Origin of the sequence: Streptomyces sp. NPDC048643 (assembly GCF_040650615.1) — a bacterium.
Taxonomy (GTDB): Bacteria; Actinomycetota; Actinomycetes; order Streptomycetales; family Streptomycetaceae; genus Streptomyces.
Genome location: NZ_JBEZHO010000060.1, coordinates 1 through 17,060 on the forward strand (window position 1 = coordinate 1; position 17,060 = coordinate 17,060).

The window sequence follows — 17,060 nt, forward strand, 5'->3', positions numbered from 1 at the left end:
CCCGGTGCGACAGCAGATGCCGCACGAGGACGCCCTGCTTGCCCGCCGCCGCGAACTCCGGCCAGTACGCGGCCACCGGGGCGTCGAGGTCCAGGCCCCGGAGCCGCCGTATGACCGTGATCCTCGGGCAGTTGTTCACCGGCGTCAGCATCGGTGCCGTCCTGCTCCTCATCGCGCTCGGCCTCTCACTCACCTTCGGCCAGATGAATGTCATCAACATGGCCCACGGCGAGTTCATCATGGCCGGCGCCTACACCACCTATGTCCTGCAGAAGTCCATTTCGAGCGCGGGAATGTCGCTCCTCGTCGCGTTGCCCGTCGCATTTGTCGTGTCGGGCGCACTCGGCGCGCTGCTGGAATGGCTGTTGATCCGGCGCCTCTATCTGCGGCCTCTCGACACCCTTCTCGTCACCTGGGGCGTCTCCCTGATGCTCCAGCAACTCGCCCGTGACATTTTCGGGGCGCCCAATGTGCAGACCCGGGCGCCCGACGTCCTCACCGGGCACATCACGGTCGTCGGCGGCGACGACCCGCTCACCTTCGCCAACAGCCGGCTGTTCATCCTCGCGCTGGCGGTGGCGGCGGTCGTGGCCCTGTCCCTGACGCTGCGGCTGACCCCGCTCGGGCGGCGGATCCGCGCGGTGGTGCAGAACCGGGACCTGGCGGAGGTGTCCGGCATCTCCACCGCCCGGGTGGACCGCACCGCCTTCTTCATCGGCTCGGGCCTCGCCGGGGTCGCCGGGGTCGCGCTGACCCTGGTCGGTCCGATCGGGCCGACGATGGGCACCAACGTCATCATCGACGCCTTCCTGGTGATCGTGGTCGGCGGCATCGGGCAGCTGCGGGGCAGCGTGATCGTCGCCTTCGCGCTGGGCGCGCTGCAGTCGGTCCTCGAGTACTCGACGACCGTCAGCGTCGCGAAGGTGCTGGTCCTCGTGGCCATCGTCGCGTTCCTCCAGTGGCGGCCGCAGGGCCTGTACACGCTGCGCACGAGGAGTCTCGTATGACCACCACCGCTCCCCTCCCTCCGAAGGCGGAGCAACCGCCGCCTGTCCGGAGCCGTTTCGCCGCCGCCCGTCCGGCGGCGGGGTTCGCCGTGGCGGCCCTGGCTCTCTTCGCCTGCGCCCCGCTCGCGCTGTCCGACTTCCGGCTCGGGCTGCTCGCCAAATACCTGTGCACCGCGATCGTCGCGGTCGGCATCTGTCTGGCCTGGGGGCGCGGCGGACTGCTGACGCTCGGCCAGGGGGTCTTCTTCGGGCTGGGCGGCTACGCCATGGCCATGCACCTGAAGATCGCGGACGCCGGCCCCGGCAACCTGCCCGACTTCATGCAGCTGTACGGCAGCGCCACCGAACTCCCCTGGTGGTGGCGGCCGTTCGCGAACCCGGTGTTCGCCGTCGCGGCGACGGTCCTGCTGCCCATGGCGGTCGCCGCGATCCTCGGCTCGTTCATCTTCCGGCGGCGCGTCAAGGGGGCCTACTTCGCCATCCTCAGCCAGGCGCTCGCCGCGGCCTTCGCGATCTGGCTGGTCGGCCAGCAGGCCACGACCGGAGGCACCAACGGACTGACCGACATCCAGGGCTTCTTCGGCTACGACCTCAACGACCCGGTCAACCAGCGGCTGGTGTACTTCGTCATCGCCGCGGTGCTGCTCCTGCTGATCGCCCTGGCCCGTCAGCTGATGCACAGCCGCTACGGCGAACTCCTGGTCGCCGTAAGGGACTCCGAGGAGCGGGTGCGCTTCCTCGGCTACAACCCGGCCAACGTCAAACTCGTGGCGTACGTCGTCGCCGCGGGCATGGCCGGTCTCGCGGGGGCGCTGTTCGTCCCCGCCGTCGGCATCATCTCCCCCGCGCTCGTCGGCATCGTGCCGTCCATCGAGCTGGTCATCGGCGCGGCGGTCGGCGGACGGGCCAGCCTCACGGGTGCGGTCCTCGGCGCGATCGGCGTCGCCTGGGCGAAGACTGCCCTGTCGGAGGAGTTCCCCGCAGCCTGGACCTACTTCCAGGGACTGCTGTTCATCGTCGCCCTGGCGTTCCTGCCGGGCGGGCTCGCCTCGCTGGCCGCCGTCGTCAGGCGGCGCCGCGCGGGCCGACGACTCGCTGGAGACACGGCATGACCGAGATCAGGGACAACGAGCCCGCGGGACTGGAGATCCGGCAACTGCGCGTGAGCTTCGACGGGTTCACCGCCGTCGACGGGGTGGACCTGGACGTCCGGCCCGGCGATCTGCGCTTCCTGATCGGGCCGAACGGCGCCGGCAAGACGACACTGGTCGACGCGGTCACCGGGCTGGTGCGCGCCTCGGGCTCGGTGCGCTTCGGGGGCACCGACATAGTTGGGCGCAGCGTGCACCGGATCGCCCGCTCGGGCATCGGCCGCACCTTCCAGACGGCCACCGTGTTCGAGGAGCTGACCGTCCTGCAGAACCTGGACATCGCGGCGGGCGCGGGCCGGAGCGCCCTGACCATGCTGCGCCGCCGCAGGGGTGTGCCGGAGCCGGTCGCCCGCGCGCTGGAGACGGTGGGCCTGACCGGTCTCGCCGGCAGCACGGCGGGGACGCTCGCGCACGGCCAGAAACAGTGGCTGGAGATCGGCATGCTGCTGGTCCAGGACGTACGGCTGCTGTTGCTCGACGAACCCGTCGCGGGCATGAGCCACGACGAACGGCAGGCCACGGGTGAGCTGTTGCGGCGTATCAGCGAGGAACGCACCGTCGTCGTCATCGAGCACGACATGGACTTCATGCGCTCCTTCGCGCGCAGCGTCAGCGTGCTGCACGCGGGCCGGGTGCTGAGCGAGGGCACCGTCGCCCAGGTCCAGGCGGACCCGAAGGTGCAGGAGGTCTACCTCGGACACCCGGCCACCGGAGCCGCCCCGGTGACGGAGGCTCCCGCGGCGACCGTGCCCGCACCGACCGCCGTACAGGAGGCGTGATGCTGGAGATCGACACCGTCCACGTCGGATACCACCGCAGCCTCGTGCTGCACGGTGTCTCCGTCCAGGTGCCGCGGGACGGGGTGGCCGCCGTGCTCGGCCACAACGGGGCGGGGAAGAGCACGCTGCTGCGGGCCGCCGTCGGACTGCTGAGCCCGCAGAGCGGCACCGTCCGCCTCGACGGCGAGGACATCACCCGCCGCACGCCGCATGAGCGGGTGGCCCGCGGGATGGCGTACGTCCCCCAGGGCCAGCAGGTCTTCCCGCATCTCACCACCGCGGAGAACCTCCAGCTCGTCGCGGACGGACGGCGGCGCGGCAGGGAGGCCGTCGCCGAGGCGCTGGACCTGTTCCCCGCGCTGCGCACCCTCTCGGGCCGCCGCGCGGGGCTGCTGTCCGGCGGCCAGCGGCAGCAACTGGCGATCGCCCGGGCGCTGGTGACGGAGCCTCGGGTCCTGCTCCTCGACGAGCCGACCGAGGGCATCCAGCCCTCGGTGGTCACCGAGATCGAGCAGACGATCCTCTCCCTGGCGGCCCGGGGCGGTCTGTCGGTGCTGCTGGTCGAGCAGCACGTGGGCTTCGCGATGCGGGCGGCGCAGCGCTACTACGTCCTGGAGGCGGGCCGGGTCACCTCCTCCGGAGAGGGTGGTCAGGACGCGGAGCGGTCGGTGCGGGAGGCGCTCAGCGTGTGAGCGTCCGGGCCGCCCGTGCGGGAGGCGCCCGCCCGGCGTGCGGCCGGGCCCCGGGTGCCGTCGCGGTCAGCTCTTCGCGAGGGCGGCCCGGATCCGTTCGAGGTGTGCGCGCTCCGGCGCGCTCTCGGTCGACGCGACGGCGGCGTCGTACGCATCGACGGCCTCGCCGGTGCGGCCGAGCCGGCGCAGCAGATCCGCCCGTACGGCGTGGAAGGCGGGGTAGCCGGCGAGGTCGAGATCCTCGACGAGGGCGAGGGCGGTCCCGGGTCCCTCGGTCTCGGCCACGGCGACGGCGCGGTTGAGGGCGACGACGGGGCTGGGCGCGAGGGCCATGAGCTGGTCGTAGAGGCGGCGGATCTGGTCCCAGTCCGTGGCGGCCGCGGTCGGCGCGTCGCTGTGCACGGCGTTGACGGCGGCCTGGATCTGATATGGCCCGGGCCGGTTCCGGCGCAGACAGCGGCGCACCAGGTCCTGTCCCTCGGCGATCAGGCCGCGGTCCCAGCGGGAGCGGTCCTGGTCGGCGAGCAGGACCAGGTCGCCGTCGGCGCTCGTGCGGGCGGGGCGGCGGGCCTCGATGAGCAGCATCAGGGCGAGCAGGCCGAGTGCCTCCGGCTCGTCCGGCATGAGCTCGACGAGGAGGCGCCCGAGCCGCACCGCCTCGGCGCAGAGATCGGCGCGGCCTGCGTACCCCTCGTTGAAGACGAGGTAGACGACGGCGAGGACCCCGTCGACGCGGTCCGGGAGGTCGGCGTCGCGGGGGATGCGGTAGGGGATGCCCGCGTCGCGGATCTTGGCCTTGGCTCGGACGATCCGCTGGGCCATCGTCGGTTCGGGGACCAGGAAGGCGCGCGCGATCTGCGCCGTGGTGAGGCCGCCCAGGAGCCGCAGGGTGAGGGCGACCTGGGCCTGGGGGGCGAGCGCCGGGTGGCAGCAGGTGAAGATCAGACGGAGCCGGTCGTCGCGCACGGGACCCTCCTCCGCGGGTTCGTCCGGGGCGTGCAGCCGCACCGCCTCGGCCTGCCGGGCCTCTCGCGAGGACTCACGGCGGAGCCGGTCGACGGCGCGGTTGCGCGCGGTGGTGATGATCCAGCCGGCCGGGCTCGGCGGTGTGCCGGTCTCCGGCCACTTCGCGACTGCCGTGGTGAACGCGTCCTGGACCGCCTCCTCGGCGAGGTCGATGTCGCCGAGGAGGCGGATGAGGACGGAGACCGCCCGGCCGTACTCGGCGCGGAAGACGGCCTCGATCCCGGCGGCGTCGACGGTCATCGGTCGTCGGCCTCGTGCATGAACGGGCGCACCTCGATGGGCAGGGTGGTCGCGAGCGTCGCCTTGCGTCCCCAGGTGAGCGCGGCGTCCAGGTCGGGCGCCTTGATCAGGCAGATCCCGCCCAGGTACTCCTTGCTCTCGGTGTAGGGCCCGTCGGTGACCAGCACGTCGCCGTCCCGGGCCCGCAGCACGGTCGCGGTCTCCGGGCCGTGCAGTCCTCCGGCGAACACCCAGGCCCCGGCCTCGCGCAGCTCCGTGTGGAACACCTCCAGGTTGTGCATGATCTCCTGCATGATCTCGGGCGCGGGCGGCTCGCCCTGCGGCTGCATCACGCTCAGCAGGTAGTACTTCATGATGTGTCCTCCTCGACGCTCGCTCGGTCGGTGTCTCACTGACTACACGAACGGGAGGGCGCCGGATCGACACACGCCACGACGACAGCGGGAGATTTCTTCGATGACCGCCACACCGCATCCGCTGGTCACCGCCGCCCGCCGGCTCGCGGCCGACGTGCTGGCGCCCCGCGCGGAGCGCGTGGACCAGGACGGCGTGCCCGTGAGCAGCATCGAGGCGGTCAAGGCGTCCGGGCTTCTCGGGGTGAGCGCCCCCGTGGCGTACGGCGGGTCGGCGGCGCCGGCCGCGGTGGTGCGGGAGACCGCGGAGATCCTGGCCGGGGCGTGCTGCTCGACGTGGTTCGTGCAGACCCAGCACCACACACCGGTGGCGACCCTGGCGAAGGCCGACCTCGGCCTCCCCGTGCGGGAACGGCTGCTCGGCCCGCTCGCGCGCGGCGAGCTGCTGTCCGGTGTGGCGTACGCGCAGCTGCGCGCCCATCCGCGGGTGCCGGTGCGGGTCACCCCGGAGCGCGGTGGCTGGCGCTTCGACGGGACGGTCCCCTGGTACTCGGGCTGGGGGCTCAACGACGTCATGCTGCTGGCGGGGGTGACGGACGCGGACGAGGCCCTGTTCGCGTTCACCGAGGCGGGAGAGCAGCGGGGGATGCGCCCGTCGCCGCCGATGCGGCTCGCCGCGCTCTCCGCGTCCCGCACGGTCTCCCTGGAGCTGGACGGGCTGTGGCTGCCCGACGATGCGGTGGCGCTGCGCCTCCCGTACGCGTCCTGGGCGGCCGGCGACCGGCCGAAGAACACGAACGCCTCGCCGGCCGTGTTCGGGGTGACGGCGGCGGCGATCGGCCTGCTGGAGGGCGACCGGGCGGCGAAGGAGACCGCGGAGGTGCTGCGGGCGCGTATGGACGAGGTGCGGCGGCAGGCCTACGCGCTCGCCGACCACCCGGTGCCGACGGAACGGATCGACGAGCGGCTGGTGTGCAAGACGCGGGCGTACGACGTGATGCGGGCGGCGACCACGGCGGCGGTCGTGGCCGGGGGCGGGCGGGCGATGGACCTGCGCAGCCCCGCACAGCGACTGGCGCGCGAGGGGATGTTCCTGCTGGTGCAGGGGCAGACGGCCGAGGTGCGCAACTCACACCTCGGCTCGCTGGGTTCGCCCTGATCGCCTCGCCTTCCCGGCTCTTGCGGCTCCCCCGCTCGACCCGTGCTCCCGGTTCGCTCAGCTCGTGAAGGGCACCTGCGTGGCCGGGGCCGGGGCGGTCGCGAACGGATGGCGCCAGCGGCCCCGCGCGGCGAGGCGGGGCAGTACCCCCTCGCCGAACCAGTAGGCCTCCTCCAGGTGCGGGTAGCCGGAGAGCACGAACTCGTCGATGCCCAGGGCGTGGTACTCCTCGATGCGGTCGGCGACCTCGTCGTGGCTGCCGACCAGGGCGGTGCCGGCCCCGCCGCGCACCAGGCCGATGCCGGCCCACAGGTTGGGGTGGATCTCCAGGCCGTCGCGGCCGCCGCCGTGCAAGGCGAGCATGCGCCGCTGGCCCTCCGACTCGCTGCGGGCGAGGCCCTCCTGGACGGACCGTACGGTCGCCGGGTCGAAGCCGTCGAGGAGCCGCCCCGCCTCGGCCCAGGCCTGCTCGGAGGTGTCGCGGGTGATCACGTGCAGGCGGATGCCGAAGCGCAGGGTCCGGCCCTCCCGCGCGGCGAGCCCGCGGATCCAGGCGATCTTCTCGGCGACCTGGGCGGGTGGTTCGCCCCAGGTGAGGTAGACGTCCGCGTACCGGGCGGCGACCTCACCGGCGACGGGTGAGGAGCCGCCGAAGTAGACCTCGGGCACGGGGTCGGGGACCCGGGCGAGCCGTGCGTCCTCGACGCGGAGGTGCTCGCCGGCCAGGTCGACGGTCTTGCCGTCCCACAGGTCCCGGACGATCGAGAGGAACTCGCCGGTACGGCGGTAGCGGCCGTCCTTGTCGAGGAAGTCGCCGTAGGCGCGCTGCTCGTGGCTCTCTCCGCCGGTGACCACGTTCAGCAGCAGACGTCCGCCGGTCTGGCGCTGGTAGGTGGAGGCCATCTGCGCGGCGAGCGTGGGCGACACGAAGCCCGGCCGGAACGCCACGAGGAACTTCAGGCGCTCGGTGTTCTGGCTGACCATCGCGGTGGTGAGCCAGGCGTCCTCGCACCAGGCCCCGGTCGGGGTGAGGGCACCGACGAACCCGAGGTCCTCGGCCGCGCGGGCGATCTGGCTCAGATAGGCGACCGTCGGCGGGCGGTCCTGGCCGGAGACGGTGGCGGGTGTGCCGTGGCCGCCGCCGACGACATGGCGGCTGTCTCCGTTGGTGGGCAGGAACCAGTGGAAGGTGAGGGACACGGCGGGTGTTCTCCGATCGTGGGGGTGGTGCGGGCGGCGGTGCGCGTGGGGGGCGAGGTGCGTCAGAGCAGGCCGTGCCGCGGGGGTCGGGTGCCGTTCAGGACCCAGCGGCCGAGGTGCTGGATCTTCCAGCGGGCGGGGTCGTGGAGCGTGTGGGTGCGGGCGTCGCGCCAGTACCGGTGCAGGTTGAGGGAGGCCAGGGCGGCGCGGGTGCCGGAGACCTCGAAGAGCGCGTCGGCCACCAGGACGGCGGTGGCGGAGGTGTGGGCCTTCGCGGCGGCCACGGCGAGGGACGCCTCCGCGGCCGAGGCGTCCGTCAGCTCGTCGCGGGCCGCGTCGAGCGCGCGGGCCGCGACGCCCAGCAGCGCCTCGGACGCCCTTACCTGAAGGGCGAGTTCACCGAAGCGCTGGATGAGCAACGGGTCCTCGGCCGCCGTGTCGACGCCGCTCTCGAACCACGGTCGGCTCTTGGTGCGCACGAACTCCGCGGCCTCGGCGAGGGCGCCTCCGGCGATCCCCGCGTCGATGGCGGCGTGCAGCAACTGGGCCACGGCGCCGTGCAGTTGTGGGCCGTGGAAGGTGAGGTGGTGGGGCACCACGCGGTCGGCGGGGACGGTCACGGCGTCGAGGCGGACGGTGCCGCTGGCCGTGGTGCGCTGCCCCATGCCGTCCCAGTCGTCGACGACCGTGAGCCCGTCGGCGTCCCGGGGGACGTAGGCGACGTGCAGGTTGTCGTCCTCGGCGCGGGCCAGCACGGGGATCCAGTCGGCGAAGAGCGCTCCGGTCGAGTAGTGCTTGACGCCGGTCAGTTCGTAGGAGCCGTCCGGGAGCGGTACGAGCCGCGTGCGGATGTCCTGGACGTGCCGGGTGCCGGCCTCGGACTGCGCGTTGCCGAAGCGCCGTCCCGCCAGGACCTCGCCGAAGAAGAACTTCTGCTGCTCGGTGGTGCCCTGTCGGCGCAGCACGTTCACGTACACGAAGTGGTTCTGCGGGATCTGGGCGAGGCTGGCGTCGGCCGAGCCCAGCAGCCGGAAGACCTCGGCGAGGGTCTCCTGCCGTACGTCCGCGCCGCCGTGCTCGGCGGGCACGGTGACGGCGAGCAGGCCGGAGGCGGACAGCTGCTCCAACTCGGCGTGCGGAAGGCGCCGTTCGGCGTCGCGTACCGAGGCCTCGGCCCGGAACGCGTCCGCGAGATCCGCGGCGACGGCGAGGGCTTCGGCGTCGTCGGCGATCACGTGGGCGGTCACGGACGTCATCCGGCCGCGGCGAGCAGCGGGGTGCGGCCGAGGGCCACCGAGAACTGGTCCACCACCTGCGCCAGTGCCTCGGCGGTGCCGGGCGCCACGGTGACGCTCCCGTCCGGCGCCGTGGTGATGTCCTTGTCGAGCGTGAACCAGCCCTGGACTATGTGGGTCGCGCCCATGGAGTTGAGGACCGGGCGCAGGGCGTAGTCCAGGGCGAGCACGTGGGCCGTGCTGCCACCGGTGACCAGCGGCAGGACGGTCTTGCCGGCCAGGGCGTACTGCGGCAGGAGGTCGAGCAGGGCCTTGAGGACGCCGGAGTAGGCGGCCTTGTAGACGGGGGTCCCGATGACCACGCCGTCGGCGCGGTCGAACAGCGCGGCCGCCTCCACGACGGCGGGGTGCCGGAAGTCCGCGCCGAGCAGGGCCTCGGCCGGGATCGTGCGGACGTCGAGGGGGATCACCTCGTGTCCCTGTGCGGTGAGCCGGGCGTCGAGGTGACGCAGGAGCTTGGCGGTACGGGAGGAGACGGAGGGGCTGCCGGAGACGGACAGGACGGTGGCCATGGGTCCTCATTCCAAGGGGAGTTCGCGGTGGCGGGCGACCGGGAGTGACGGGCAGGGGGCGGGCATGGCCGTGTGCCGGGCGGACACGACGGGAGACTCCGTTGTTCCGGTCGCACGGTCGGGCCTGTGGTCCTGCCGGACGGGCCGTGTCGGACGAAGGCCCGGGAGTTCGGCGGGAGTGCGGTCGGGGCACGGCGGGGACGGGCAGGGGACGTCCTGGGGCACGGCGGGAAGGCCGGCGCGGGGGAAACGGTCCGTGCGAAGGAGACCCTGCCGTCGGGACCGTCAGACGTCGCGACGACAGAAGGAGCTGGAGACACGCGCAAGGTCGACATGGCGTCGCCGCGTGAGGTCCAGTCGCATCATCATGCCGCCGATCGTCGCAGCCCCGGCTCGGACCAGTCAAGGAACGGCGGACGGGTCTCGCATCCCGGACCGGTTCCGCGGGTGGTCGCGCGACGTCCGCCCCTCGTGCCGCGTGAGCTGCGCCGACCCGGACGCCAGGACGGCTCGTACCGTCTCACGGGGGATCACGGACGGGACCGAAGGGCGCTCCCCTTCGGCCCCTTCGCCGCCTTCAGCGCCGACACCTCCCCCGCGGCCCGGTCGGCGCGGCGCCGTGCCCGGCCTCCCCGCCGGAAGCTCCCCCGCCTCGGCGGGAGCAGCTCCGGAGGCCGTCCCCGGACCGCTGTCCTGTGACCATCCGAAGAGTCACTCGTTTGACGGAGCGGCGTGACACGACGTCAGCTCCTTCGGAAGGCATTCGTTCCATGCCCATCCCCTCGCTACCCCGTGCGGTCCTCCGCGGCAGGACAGCACTCGACCGGGCCGAGACCGCCCTCGTCGAGGACTACAGCGACCTGGTGCGTCTCGCGTACCTCACGCTGCCTCCCTCGCTGAACCGGCATCGCCGCATCCTCGTCGCCCACTCGCTGGTGCAGCGCTCGCTGCCGGGTCCCCGGGACCGGTTTCCCGGGCCGCACGTGCCGACGCCCCGCGGCACGGCCCGCCGGTCGATCGCCGAGAACGACCGGTTGCGCGCCGCCGTCCTGCGCTCGGCGATCGCGTACGGGCGCTCACCGCGCGGCTGGCCCCGACGGCTGCCGCCGCCGCGCACGCTGATCCCCGCGCTGCCGGTCGTGTGGGGGCTGCGGCTGTTCCCCCGCGCGGGCGGTGCGGAGGAGATCGCGCTGGGCCAGGCCCTGTCGGGTTCGACGGCCGCCGGGCGCGCCGCCTTCGTCCTGCGCAGCGTGGACGGACGGACCGAATCGGCGATCAGGACCCTGCTGCGGGCCGCCGGTGTCGCCGATCCCGAAGGGGCCCTGCGGTCCGCCGCACGGCTCGGTGAGACGGCCGGCGAGGCGGCGCGGACGCTGCTGAGGTCACGGGAGTTCGACGCCTGCACCGTGCAGACCGCGCCCACCGACCTGCTCCGCCGCCGGCGCCGCTTCCGGGTCCTGTGGGGCGCGCTGTCCGTCGTCGTGCTCACCGGGGTGCTGCTGGCGGTGTCGCTGCCCGGCTCCGGCCCGTCGTCCGCAGGCCGCGTCCCGGCGGGCGCGTCGCTGCCCGGCCCCGCGGACCTCGTCCGTACGCCCTCGGACTCCTGGGCCGACACCTCCCGGGTCGACTTCACCGCGTGGCCCGCGCGCGGGGCCCGCGCCGACGACCAGGACCTGCTGCGCCGGGCGCTGTCGGCCTGGGCCCGGCCCGCCCGCGCCGTACAGGTCACGGCGACGGCGACCACGTCCATGGACCCGCCGCCCCGGGCGCCCAGGCTCCTGTACGCGGGGAACGTGGACGGCGACGCCGTGGTCCTGCTGCACGACGGACAGCGGGTGGTGCGGTACAGCGAACCCGTCGACGGCCGCGGGCGCGACGCGCTGGCACTCGCGCGGACCGACGACGCGGACGTGACGACCGCCGCCGCCCTGGTCGTCGGGCGCGGCCCGCGGGGGACCAGGTTCCTGCTGGCCCCCTGGATCGCCGAGGCGCAGACCCGCGACCTGACGCGTCCGGACTCCCCCGCCCGCCCGGTGGACGTCGCGCGGGACGGGGTGACCGAGCCGCTCTCCGCCCCGTCCGGAGGTGCGGCATGCGACCGGCGGCCGGTGCTCCAACTGCGGTCCTCCGAGCGCATCGTGGAGAAGCACGCGTTCCTGCTGACCGACCTGGGCGAGCTGTCGCCGGTGCATCTGACGTACACGCCGCTGCCCGGTCACGGAACGCCTCCGGCGCGTCAGCCGCGGGAGGCGACGGGCACGCCGGCGCTCGTCGCGTGGGCGCACATGGCGTGCGGGCTGGAGAAGCTGCGGGGCAGCGGGGTGCGTGAGGTGAACGCCTGGGACTTCGCCGAGCAGGATCTGCCGGAGAACGGCGGGCACGCGGTGTGGGCCTGTGCGCGGGCCGGCACCTGGCGCGGTCCGGGAGATGTCCGGGTGCTGCTGCGGCTGCCGGCGTCCTCACCGTCCGCTCCGGCCCGGGAGGTCGCGCGGGCCCGGTCCACCGCGGCGTGCAGCCGGTTCGGCCAGCACGTGGTGGCGGACGCCCACTGGCGGTCGCGCGCGGGTCACTGGTACCTGCTCGCCGCGGGCAGCCGGGCCGTCACCGGCATCCAGGTGACCGGTGCGGTCAGGGCCCGGCAGGACGGCCGTACTCTCGCGGTGCGGGCTCCGGAGGGCGCGCGACCCCATCTGACCGCCCGCCTGGAGAACGGCTCTTCACTGGCCCCGGTCGGTGACGGGGCGAGCCGTTGAGCCGGCCCGGCCCCGCACGGCGGGGGTCAGTCCTCCTCCCCGAGGGGGACGACCACGAGGAAGGCGTCCGACTGCAGGTCCATCACGACCGTCGCCGGCAGTCCCTCGGTGCGGCGCCGGGCCGCGTACTCCTCAGCCGACCACGATCCGCGAGGAGCCCCCGCGGGAAATCGTTCCAGCACCTTTGTCCCCATAGCGGCAGGCACCTCCACCTCTGACCTCGGACCCGGAGCGACGGGTCCCGTGGAATGCGCTTGCCCGCGTTTCTCCGAGACATGTCAGGTCTGTTCACGCCGTTCGGCGGCGGTGAACAGGGGTAGGGGCGGAACGCGGGACCTGCCCGCCCCGCGCGTGTCCGCGCGGGGCGGGCCCCGTCACACCCGGACGCGCTCGCCCTGGTGGGGCACGGGCGCCGGTGCGCGGCTCAGCGTCCCCGGCCACCACGCGCGGCGACCGATGTCGCGGACGAGCGCCGGCACCAGCAGCGAGCGCACCACCAGGGTGTCGAGCAGGACGCCGAACGCGACGATGAAGGCGATCTGCACCAGGAAGGCCAGCGGGATGACGCCGAGGGCCGCGAAGGTCGCGGCGAGGACGACACCCGCCGAGGTGATCACCCCGCCGGTGGCGACGAGTCCGCGTAGCACCCCTTGGCGCACTCCGTGCCGCAGCGACTCCTCACGGACGCGGGACATCAGGAAGATGTTGTAGTCGACCCCGAGGGCGACGAGGAAGACGAAGCCGTACAGCGGCACGGAGGCGTCGGTGCCGCTGAAACCGAAGACGTGCCGGAACACGAGCGACGAAATACCCAGTGTGGCGGCGAAGTTGAGCGCCACGGTGGCCACGAGCAACAGCGGCATCAGCAGCGAGCGCAGCAGGCCCGCCAGGATGACCAGGATGATGGCGAGGACCACGGGAACGATGAGGGTGCGGTCCCGTTCGGCGGTCTGCCGGGTGTCGTACTGCTGGGCCGTGTAGCCGCCCACGAGCGCGTCGGCGTCCGGGACGGCGTGGACGGCGTCGCGCAGCCGGGCGACCGTGTCCTTGGCCGTGTCGCTGTCGGCGGCGGCCCGCAGGGTGACGTCGACGCGCACCCGGCCGTCGACGACCTTGGGGTCGCCCCCGCCGGGCCGTCCGGAATCCGTCACGGCGGCGGCCGAGGCGACGCCGTCCGTGGTGCGCGCCGCGGTGATCACCTGGGAGACGCGGTCGGCGTCGGCGATGATCACTGCGGGATTCCCGGAACCGCCGGGGAAGTGCTCCGAGAGGGTCCGCTGGGCGGCGACGGACGGCGCGTCGTCGACGAAGATCTCGTCGAGGGGGACGCCCTTCGCGGTGAGGGTGGGGGCGAAGGCCGCGCAGGCGAGGAGGCCCGCGAGGGCGATCGCCCAGACCTTGCGGGGGGTGCGGTCCACCAGGTCCGCGACCCGCCGCCAGACCCCGCTGCCCGCCCCGGCGTCCCCGGTCGGGCGGGGACGTGCCGGCCAGTAGGCGGCACGGCCGAGGAGGACCAGGACGGCCGGCAGGAAGGTGAGCGTGCTCAGCACGGCGCAGACGACGCCGATGGCGCCGACCGGGCCGAGCGCCCGGTTGTTCGTCAGGTCGCTGAGCAGCAGGGCCAGCAGGCCGAGGGCGACGGTCCCGGCGCTCGCGACGATCGCGCCCCACGACTGCCGCAACGCGGCCCGGACGGCGGTGAACCGGTCGTCGTGCAGGGCCAGTTCCTCACGGAAGCGGGCGGTGAAAAGGAGGGCGTAGTCGGTCGCCGCGCCGATCACGAGGATGGAGAGGATGCCCTGCACCTGGCCGTCGACCCGGACGACGTCGTGGTCGGCGAGGACGTACACGACGGCGCACGCCAGGCCGAGCGCGAACACCGCGCCGAGGATGATGACGAAGGGCAGCAGCACGCTGCGGTAGACGAGCAGCAGGATGACCAGGACGGTCGCGAGGGCGACGCCGAGCAGCAGACCGTCGATGCCGGCGAAGGCGTCGGAGAGGTCGGCCTGGCTGGCGGCGGGCCCGGCGATGCGTGCCGTCGTTCCCGGGACGCGGTCGGTGGCCGCCCGGACACGGTCGAGGGTGTCGGGCAGCTTGTCACCGAGATCGGGCCGGAGCTGGACGACGCCCTCCAGCGCCTCGCCGTCGCCCGACGGCAGGGCGGGCGACGCCCGGCCGACGACGCCGGGGGTGCCGGCGAGAGAGGCGAGTGCGCGGGTCGCGGCGGCCTGGCGCTCACCCCGGACCGACCCCGCGCCGTCCACCGTCCACACGACGATCGCGGGCAGGGTCTCGTCCTGCTGGAAGGCACGCTGCTCGGAGACCACCTTGGTGGACTCGGCGCTGCGCGGCAGGAAGGCGGCCTGGTCGTTGGTGGCGACCTCGCCCAGCTTGCCGGCGTAGGGGCCGAGGGTCCCCCCGATGCCGAGCCAGGCGACGAGCAGGACGACGGGGATCAGCCACAGGGCCCGTCGTGGGGTGATGGACATCGCTCTCCAGGTGTCACGGCAGACGGCGTTCGGCGTACAGGTGTCCAGGTATCTCAATGAAAAACAATCTCAATCATTGAGCTATCTCGGGGCCAGATCGTAGACCACGGAGGTGCTTCCCGGGACGGCGCCCGTCCGGATGCGGCGGGCGTCCGGCAGTTCCCGCGCGTCGGCGTGAGCGGCCGAGGGGCGTCAGCGCCCGGGGGACCGCACGACGGAGAGCTGTTCGTTCATGGCCGTCAGGAACCGCAGGACCACCGACAGTTCGTCCTCGCTGAAGCCGGACCGCACGCTCGCGGTGACCTCGGCGAGCGGCCGGAAGTGGGCGCGGGCCGCGGACTTGGCGTCGGGGACCCAGTGCAGGTGGACCACTCTGCGGTCCGGGCTCTCCCTGACACGCCGGATGTGCCCCGCGCGTTCGAGCCGGTCCAGGCACGCCGTGACGGCACCCGAGGTGAGCCCGAGGTGCTCCCTGAGCCGGCCGGGGGTGAGCGGTTCGGGGGCGTCGAGGATCGCGGCGAGTGCCTGGACGTCCGTGGCGTGCAGTCCGTGTTCGCCGGCGAAGCCGTGCACCACCCGGTTGACCTCGCCGTTCATCCGGCGGAGCTGCACGGCGAAGGCCTGGAGGTCCGTCGGCGCCCCGCGCTCGCGCTCCGGTCCCCCACCGGGGTCCGGCTCACCCGTCCGGTCGTCGGAGTCGTCTGCTCTGGCCACGCGGTCAGCCTATAGAAGTCGGCGGCGCGTCCCGCGTACGGCCGTCCCCTGCCGGGAGGGCCCGTCCGGCGCATCCGTGGGAGGTGCCCGCGTGGAAGGGATCAGCAAGGGGGAACGGACGGGGGGCGACTGCGGCCAGCGACGGAGGACCCATGAGCGACGACGACACCCCCACCGGACTGCGCTGTCTGGTGACCGGTGCCACCGGCTACATCGGCGGACGGTTGGTCCCCGAGCTGTTGACCGAAGGGCACCAGGTGCGCTGTCTGGCCCGCTCCCCCGACAAGCTCCGCGACTACCCCTGGGCGGGCGAGGCCGAGGTGGTGCGCGGGGACGTCACCGATGCCGAGTCCGTCGCCTCCGCGATGCGGGGGATCGATGTCGCGTACTACCTCGTGCACGCTCTGGGCTCGGGCCACGACTTCGAGGAGACCGACCGCAGGGCGGCCCGGATCTTCGGTGAGCAGGCCAAGGCGGCGGGCGTCTCGCGCATCGTCTACCTGGGCGGTCTGACCCCCGTGGGCGTGCCGGAGGAGGAGCTGTCCCCGCATCTCAGGTCGCGGGCCGAGGTGGGGCGCATCCTGCTGAACTCGGGCGTCCCGACCACGGTGCTGCGCGCCGCGGTGATCATCGGCTCCGGCTCGGTCTCCTTCGAGATGCTGCGGTATCTCACCGAGCGGCTGCCGGTGATGGTCACGCCGAGCTGGGTGAGCACCCGCATCCAGCCGATGGGCGTGCGCGACGTGCTGCGCACCCTCGTCGGCAGCGCCGGCATGCCCGCCGAGGTCAACCGGGCCTTCGACATCGGGGGTCCCGACGTCCTGACGTACCTGGAGATGATGCGCCGGTACGCGACGATCGCGGGCCTGCCCCGCAGGCTCATCTTCCCGGTGCCGGTGCTCACTCCGCGGCTGTCCAGCCACTGGGTCGGACTGGTCACCCCGGTGCCCGCGTCCATCGCGAAGCCGCTCACCGAGTCGCTGCGCCACGAGGTCGTGTGCCACGAGCACGACATCGCCCGCTACGTGCCCGACCCTCCCGGCCGGCCGATCGGCTTCGACGCGTCGGTGGCCCTCGCGCTCCAGCGGGTACGGGACGCGCAGGTCACCACGCGCTGGTCGTCGGCCTCCTACCCCGGTACGTCGAGCGACCCGCTGCCCACCGACCCGGACTGGGCCGGCGGCAGCCTGTACACCGACCGCAGGGAGATGACCGTCGACGCCTCGCCCGAGGCGCTGTGGCGGGTGATCGAGGGCATCGGGGGCGACAACGGCTGGTACTCCTTCCCGCTGGCCTGGGCCGTGCGGGGCTGGCTCGACCGGGCGGTGGGCGGGGTGGGGCTGCGCCGCGGCCGCCGGGACGCCAATCGGTTGCGGGTGGGCGACTCGCTCGACTTCTGGCGGGTGGAGGAGATCGAACCCGGCCATCTGCTGCGGCTGCGCGCCGAGATGAGGCTGCCGGGCCTCGCCTGGCTGGAGATGTACGCGGAGAAGGACGACGACGGGCGCACCCGCTACCACCAGCGGGCCCTGTTCCACCCGCACGGCCTGCTCGGCCACATGTACTGGTGGAGTGTCTCGCCGTTCCACTCCGTCGTGTTCGGCGGCATGGCCCGCAACATCGCCAAGGCCGCCGCCAAGAACGCGCCCGGCGGGGTGAAGGAACCCGCGCTCACCCGCTGAGCACG

General features: G+C 73.5%; 16 protein-coding genes and 1 pseudogene. 7 read left to right on the forward strand and 10 right to left on the reverse strand.

Annotated elements, in window-relative coordinates:
* A pseudogene (locus AB0C62_RS36710) lies at positions 1 to 94 on the reverse strand (serine hydrolase); the annotation flags it as partial.
* Between the two features lie 16 nt (positions 95 to 110).
* On the opposite strand from AB0C62_RS36710, the gene urtB reads away from it, so the two are divergent.
* Genes urtB through urtE form a run of 4 tightly spaced genes read left to right on the forward strand, consistent with a single transcriptional unit; the run spans position 111 to position 3,629 of the window.
* Positions 111 to 1,007: an urea ABC transporter permease subunit UrtB gene (gene urtB / locus AB0C62_RS36715; RefSeq protein WP_362980775.1), complete on the forward strand. Its 897-nt coding sequence runs from the start codon at positions 111 to 113 to the stop codon at positions 1,005 to 1,007.
* Positions 1,004 to 2,119, forward strand: coding sequence for an urea ABC transporter permease subunit UrtC (gene urtC, locus AB0C62_RS36720; RefSeq protein ID WP_362980777.1), 1,116 nt, complete (start codon positions 1,004 to 1,006; stop codon positions 2,117 to 2,119). The genes urtB and urtC overlap by 4 nt, the downstream gene beginning before the upstream one ends.
* Positions 2,116 to 2,937 (forward strand): urea ABC transporter ATP-binding protein UrtD, encoded by an 822-nt coding sequence (urtD, locus tag AB0C62_RS36725; protein ID WP_362980779.1) that lies wholly within the window; start codon positions 2,116 to 2,118, stop codon positions 2,935 to 2,937. The genes urtC and urtD overlap by 4 nt, the downstream gene beginning before the upstream one ends.
* A complete protein-coding gene (gene urtE / locus AB0C62_RS36730; RefSeq protein WP_362980781.1) occupies positions 2,937 to 3,629 on the forward strand; it encodes an urea ABC transporter ATP-binding subunit UrtE in 693 nt (230 codons plus the stop codon). Before urtD ends, urtE begins: the two co-directional genes overlap by 1 nt.
* Positions 3,630 to 3,695: 66 nt before the next feature.
* Here the strand turns inward: urtE and AB0C62_RS36735 are convergent, their stop codons facing one another.
* Together AB0C62_RS36735 and AB0C62_RS36740 are read right to left on the reverse strand one after the other, a co-directional pair.
* Entirely contained in the window at positions 3,696 to 4,895 is a 1,200-nt protein-coding gene (locus AB0C62_RS36735; RefSeq protein WP_362980783.1) for a sigma-70 family RNA polymerase sigma factor, read from the reverse strand.
* Complete coding sequence (locus AB0C62_RS36740; RefSeq protein WP_081222761.1) at positions 4,892 to 5,248, reverse strand: YciI family protein; 357 nt, start codon at positions 5,246 to 5,248, stop codon at positions 4,892 to 4,894. The genes AB0C62_RS36735 and AB0C62_RS36740 overlap by 4 nt, the downstream gene beginning before the upstream one ends.
* A gap of 103 nt (positions 5,249 to 5,351) precedes the next feature.
* Between AB0C62_RS36740 and AB0C62_RS36745 the strand changes: the two genes are divergently transcribed.
* Complete coding sequence (locus tag AB0C62_RS36745; protein ID WP_362980785.1) at positions 5,352 to 6,407, forward strand: acyl-CoA dehydrogenase family protein; 1,056 nt, start codon at positions 5,352 to 5,354, stop codon at positions 6,405 to 6,407.
* Positions 6,408 to 6,464: 57 nt separating this feature from the next.
* On the opposite strand, the gene AB0C62_RS36750 is transcribed toward AB0C62_RS36745, so the two are convergent.
* The 4 genes from AB0C62_RS36750 to AB0C62_RS36765 form a co-directional block, all read right to left on the reverse strand.
* On the reverse strand, positions 6,465 to 7,607 hold the full coding sequence (locus AB0C62_RS36750; protein WP_362980787.1) for an LLM class flavin-dependent oxidoreductase: 1,143 nt from the start codon (positions 7,605 to 7,607) through the stop codon (positions 6,465 to 6,467).
* A 62-nt stretch (positions 7,608 to 7,669) separates the two neighbouring features.
* Positions 7,670 to 8,863, reverse strand: coding sequence for an SfnB family sulfur acquisition oxidoreductase (locus AB0C62_RS36755; protein WP_362980789.1), 1,194 nt, complete (start codon positions 8,861 to 8,863; stop codon positions 7,670 to 7,672).
* Complete coding sequence (ssuE, locus tag AB0C62_RS36760) at positions 8,860 to 9,414, reverse strand: NADPH-dependent FMN reductase (protein ID WP_362980791.1); 555 nt, start codon at positions 9,412 to 9,414, stop codon at positions 8,860 to 8,862. The genes AB0C62_RS36755 and ssuE overlap by 4 nt, the downstream gene beginning before the upstream one ends.
* 285 nt (positions 9,415 to 9,699) lie before the next feature.
* Positions 9,700 to 9,783, reverse strand: coding sequence for a putative leader peptide (locus AB0C62_RS36765; protein ID WP_351421473.1), 84 nt, complete (start codon positions 9,781 to 9,783; stop codon positions 9,700 to 9,702).
* 401 nt (positions 9,784 to 10,184) lie between these two features.
* On the opposite strand from AB0C62_RS36765, the gene AB0C62_RS36770 reads away from it, so the two are divergent.
* Positions 10,185 to 12,167, forward strand: coding sequence for a hypothetical protein (locus tag AB0C62_RS36770; RefSeq protein WP_362980793.1), 1,983 nt, complete (start codon positions 10,185 to 10,187; stop codon positions 12,165 to 12,167).
* A gap of 26 nt (positions 12,168 to 12,193) precedes the next feature.
* Here the strand turns inward: AB0C62_RS36770 and AB0C62_RS36775 are convergent, their stop codons facing one another.
* From AB0C62_RS36775 to AB0C62_RS36785, 3 genes are all read right to left on the reverse strand, one after another.
* Positions 12,194 to 12,361: a hypothetical protein gene (locus AB0C62_RS36775; protein ID WP_362980795.1), complete on the reverse strand. Its 168-nt coding sequence runs from the start codon at positions 12,359 to 12,361 to the stop codon at positions 12,194 to 12,196.
* A gap of 180 nt (positions 12,362 to 12,541) precedes the next feature.
* Positions 12,542 to 14,659, reverse strand: coding sequence for an MMPL family transporter (locus tag AB0C62_RS36780; RefSeq protein WP_362980797.1), 2,118 nt, complete (start codon positions 14,657 to 14,659; stop codon positions 12,542 to 12,544).
* A gap of 192 nt (positions 14,660 to 14,851) precedes the next feature.
* Positions 14,852 to 15,373 (reverse strand): MarR family winged helix-turn-helix transcriptional regulator, encoded by a 522-nt coding sequence (locus tag AB0C62_RS36785; RefSeq protein WP_362980799.1) that lies wholly within the window; start codon positions 15,371 to 15,373, stop codon positions 14,852 to 14,854.
* Positions 15,374 to 15,525: 152 nt separating this feature from the next.
* On the opposite strand from AB0C62_RS36785, the gene AB0C62_RS36790 reads away from it, so the two are divergent.
* Positions 15,526 to 17,055 carry an SDR family oxidoreductase gene (locus AB0C62_RS36790; protein ID WP_362980801.1) on the forward strand — a complete coding sequence of 510 codons (1,530 nt, stop codon included), beginning with the start codon at positions 15,526 to 15,528 and terminating at the stop codon, positions 17,053 to 17,055.
* The last annotated feature ends 5 nt before the right edge of the window (positions 17,056 to 17,060 follow it).

Coding starts and splice junctions, on each gene's coding strand:
- AB0C62_RS36735 (WP_362980783.1), bottom strand. CDS start 4,895: ATGACCGTCGACGCCGCCGGGATCGAGGCCGTCTTCCGCGCCGAGTAC.
- AB0C62_RS36775 (WP_362980795.1), bottom strand. CDS start 12,361: ATGGGGACAAAGGTGCTGGAACGATTTCCCGCGGGGGCTCCTCGCGGA.
- AB0C62_RS36740 (WP_081222761.1), bottom strand. CDS start 5,248: ATGAAGTACTACCTGCTGAGCGTGATGCAGCCGCAGGGCGAGCCGCCC.
- urtC (WP_362980777.1), top strand. CDS start 1,004: ATGACCACCACCGCTCCCCTCCCTCCGAAGGCGGAGCAACCGCCGCCT.
- urtE (WP_362980781.1), top strand. CDS start 2,937: ATGCTGGAGATCGACACCGTCCACGTCGGATACCACCGCAGCCTCGTG.
- urtD (WP_362980779.1), top strand. CDS start 2,116: ATGACCGAGATCAGGGACAACGAGCCCGCGGGACTGGAGATCCGGCAA.
- AB0C62_RS36755 (WP_362980789.1), bottom strand. CDS start 8,863: ATGACGTCCGTGACCGCCCACGTGATCGCCGACGACGCCGAAGCCCTC.
- AB0C62_RS36790 (WP_362980801.1), top strand. CDS start 15,526: ATGAGCGACGACGACACCCCCACCGGACTGCGCTGTCTGGTGACCGGT.
- ssuE (WP_362980791.1), bottom strand. CDS start 9,414: ATGGCCACCGTCCTGTCCGTCTCCGGCAGCCCCTCCGTCTCCTCCCGT.
- AB0C62_RS36745 (WP_362980785.1), top strand. CDS start 5,352: ATGACCGCCACACCGCATCCGCTGGTCACCGCCGCCCGCCGGCTCGCG.
- AB0C62_RS36780 (WP_362980797.1), bottom strand. CDS start 14,659: ATGTCCATCACCCCACGACGGGCCCTGTGGCTGATCCCCGTCGTCCTG.
- urtB (WP_362980775.1), top strand. CDS start 111: ATGACCGTGATCCTCGGGCAGTTGTTCACCGGCGTCAGCATCGGTGCC.
- AB0C62_RS36765 (WP_351421473.1), bottom strand. CDS start 9,783: ATGATGATGCGACTGGACCTCACGCGGCGACGCCATGTCGACCTTGCG.
- AB0C62_RS36770 (WP_362980793.1), top strand. CDS start 10,185: ATGCCCATCCCCTCGCTACCCCGTGCGGTCCTCCGCGGCAGGACAGCA.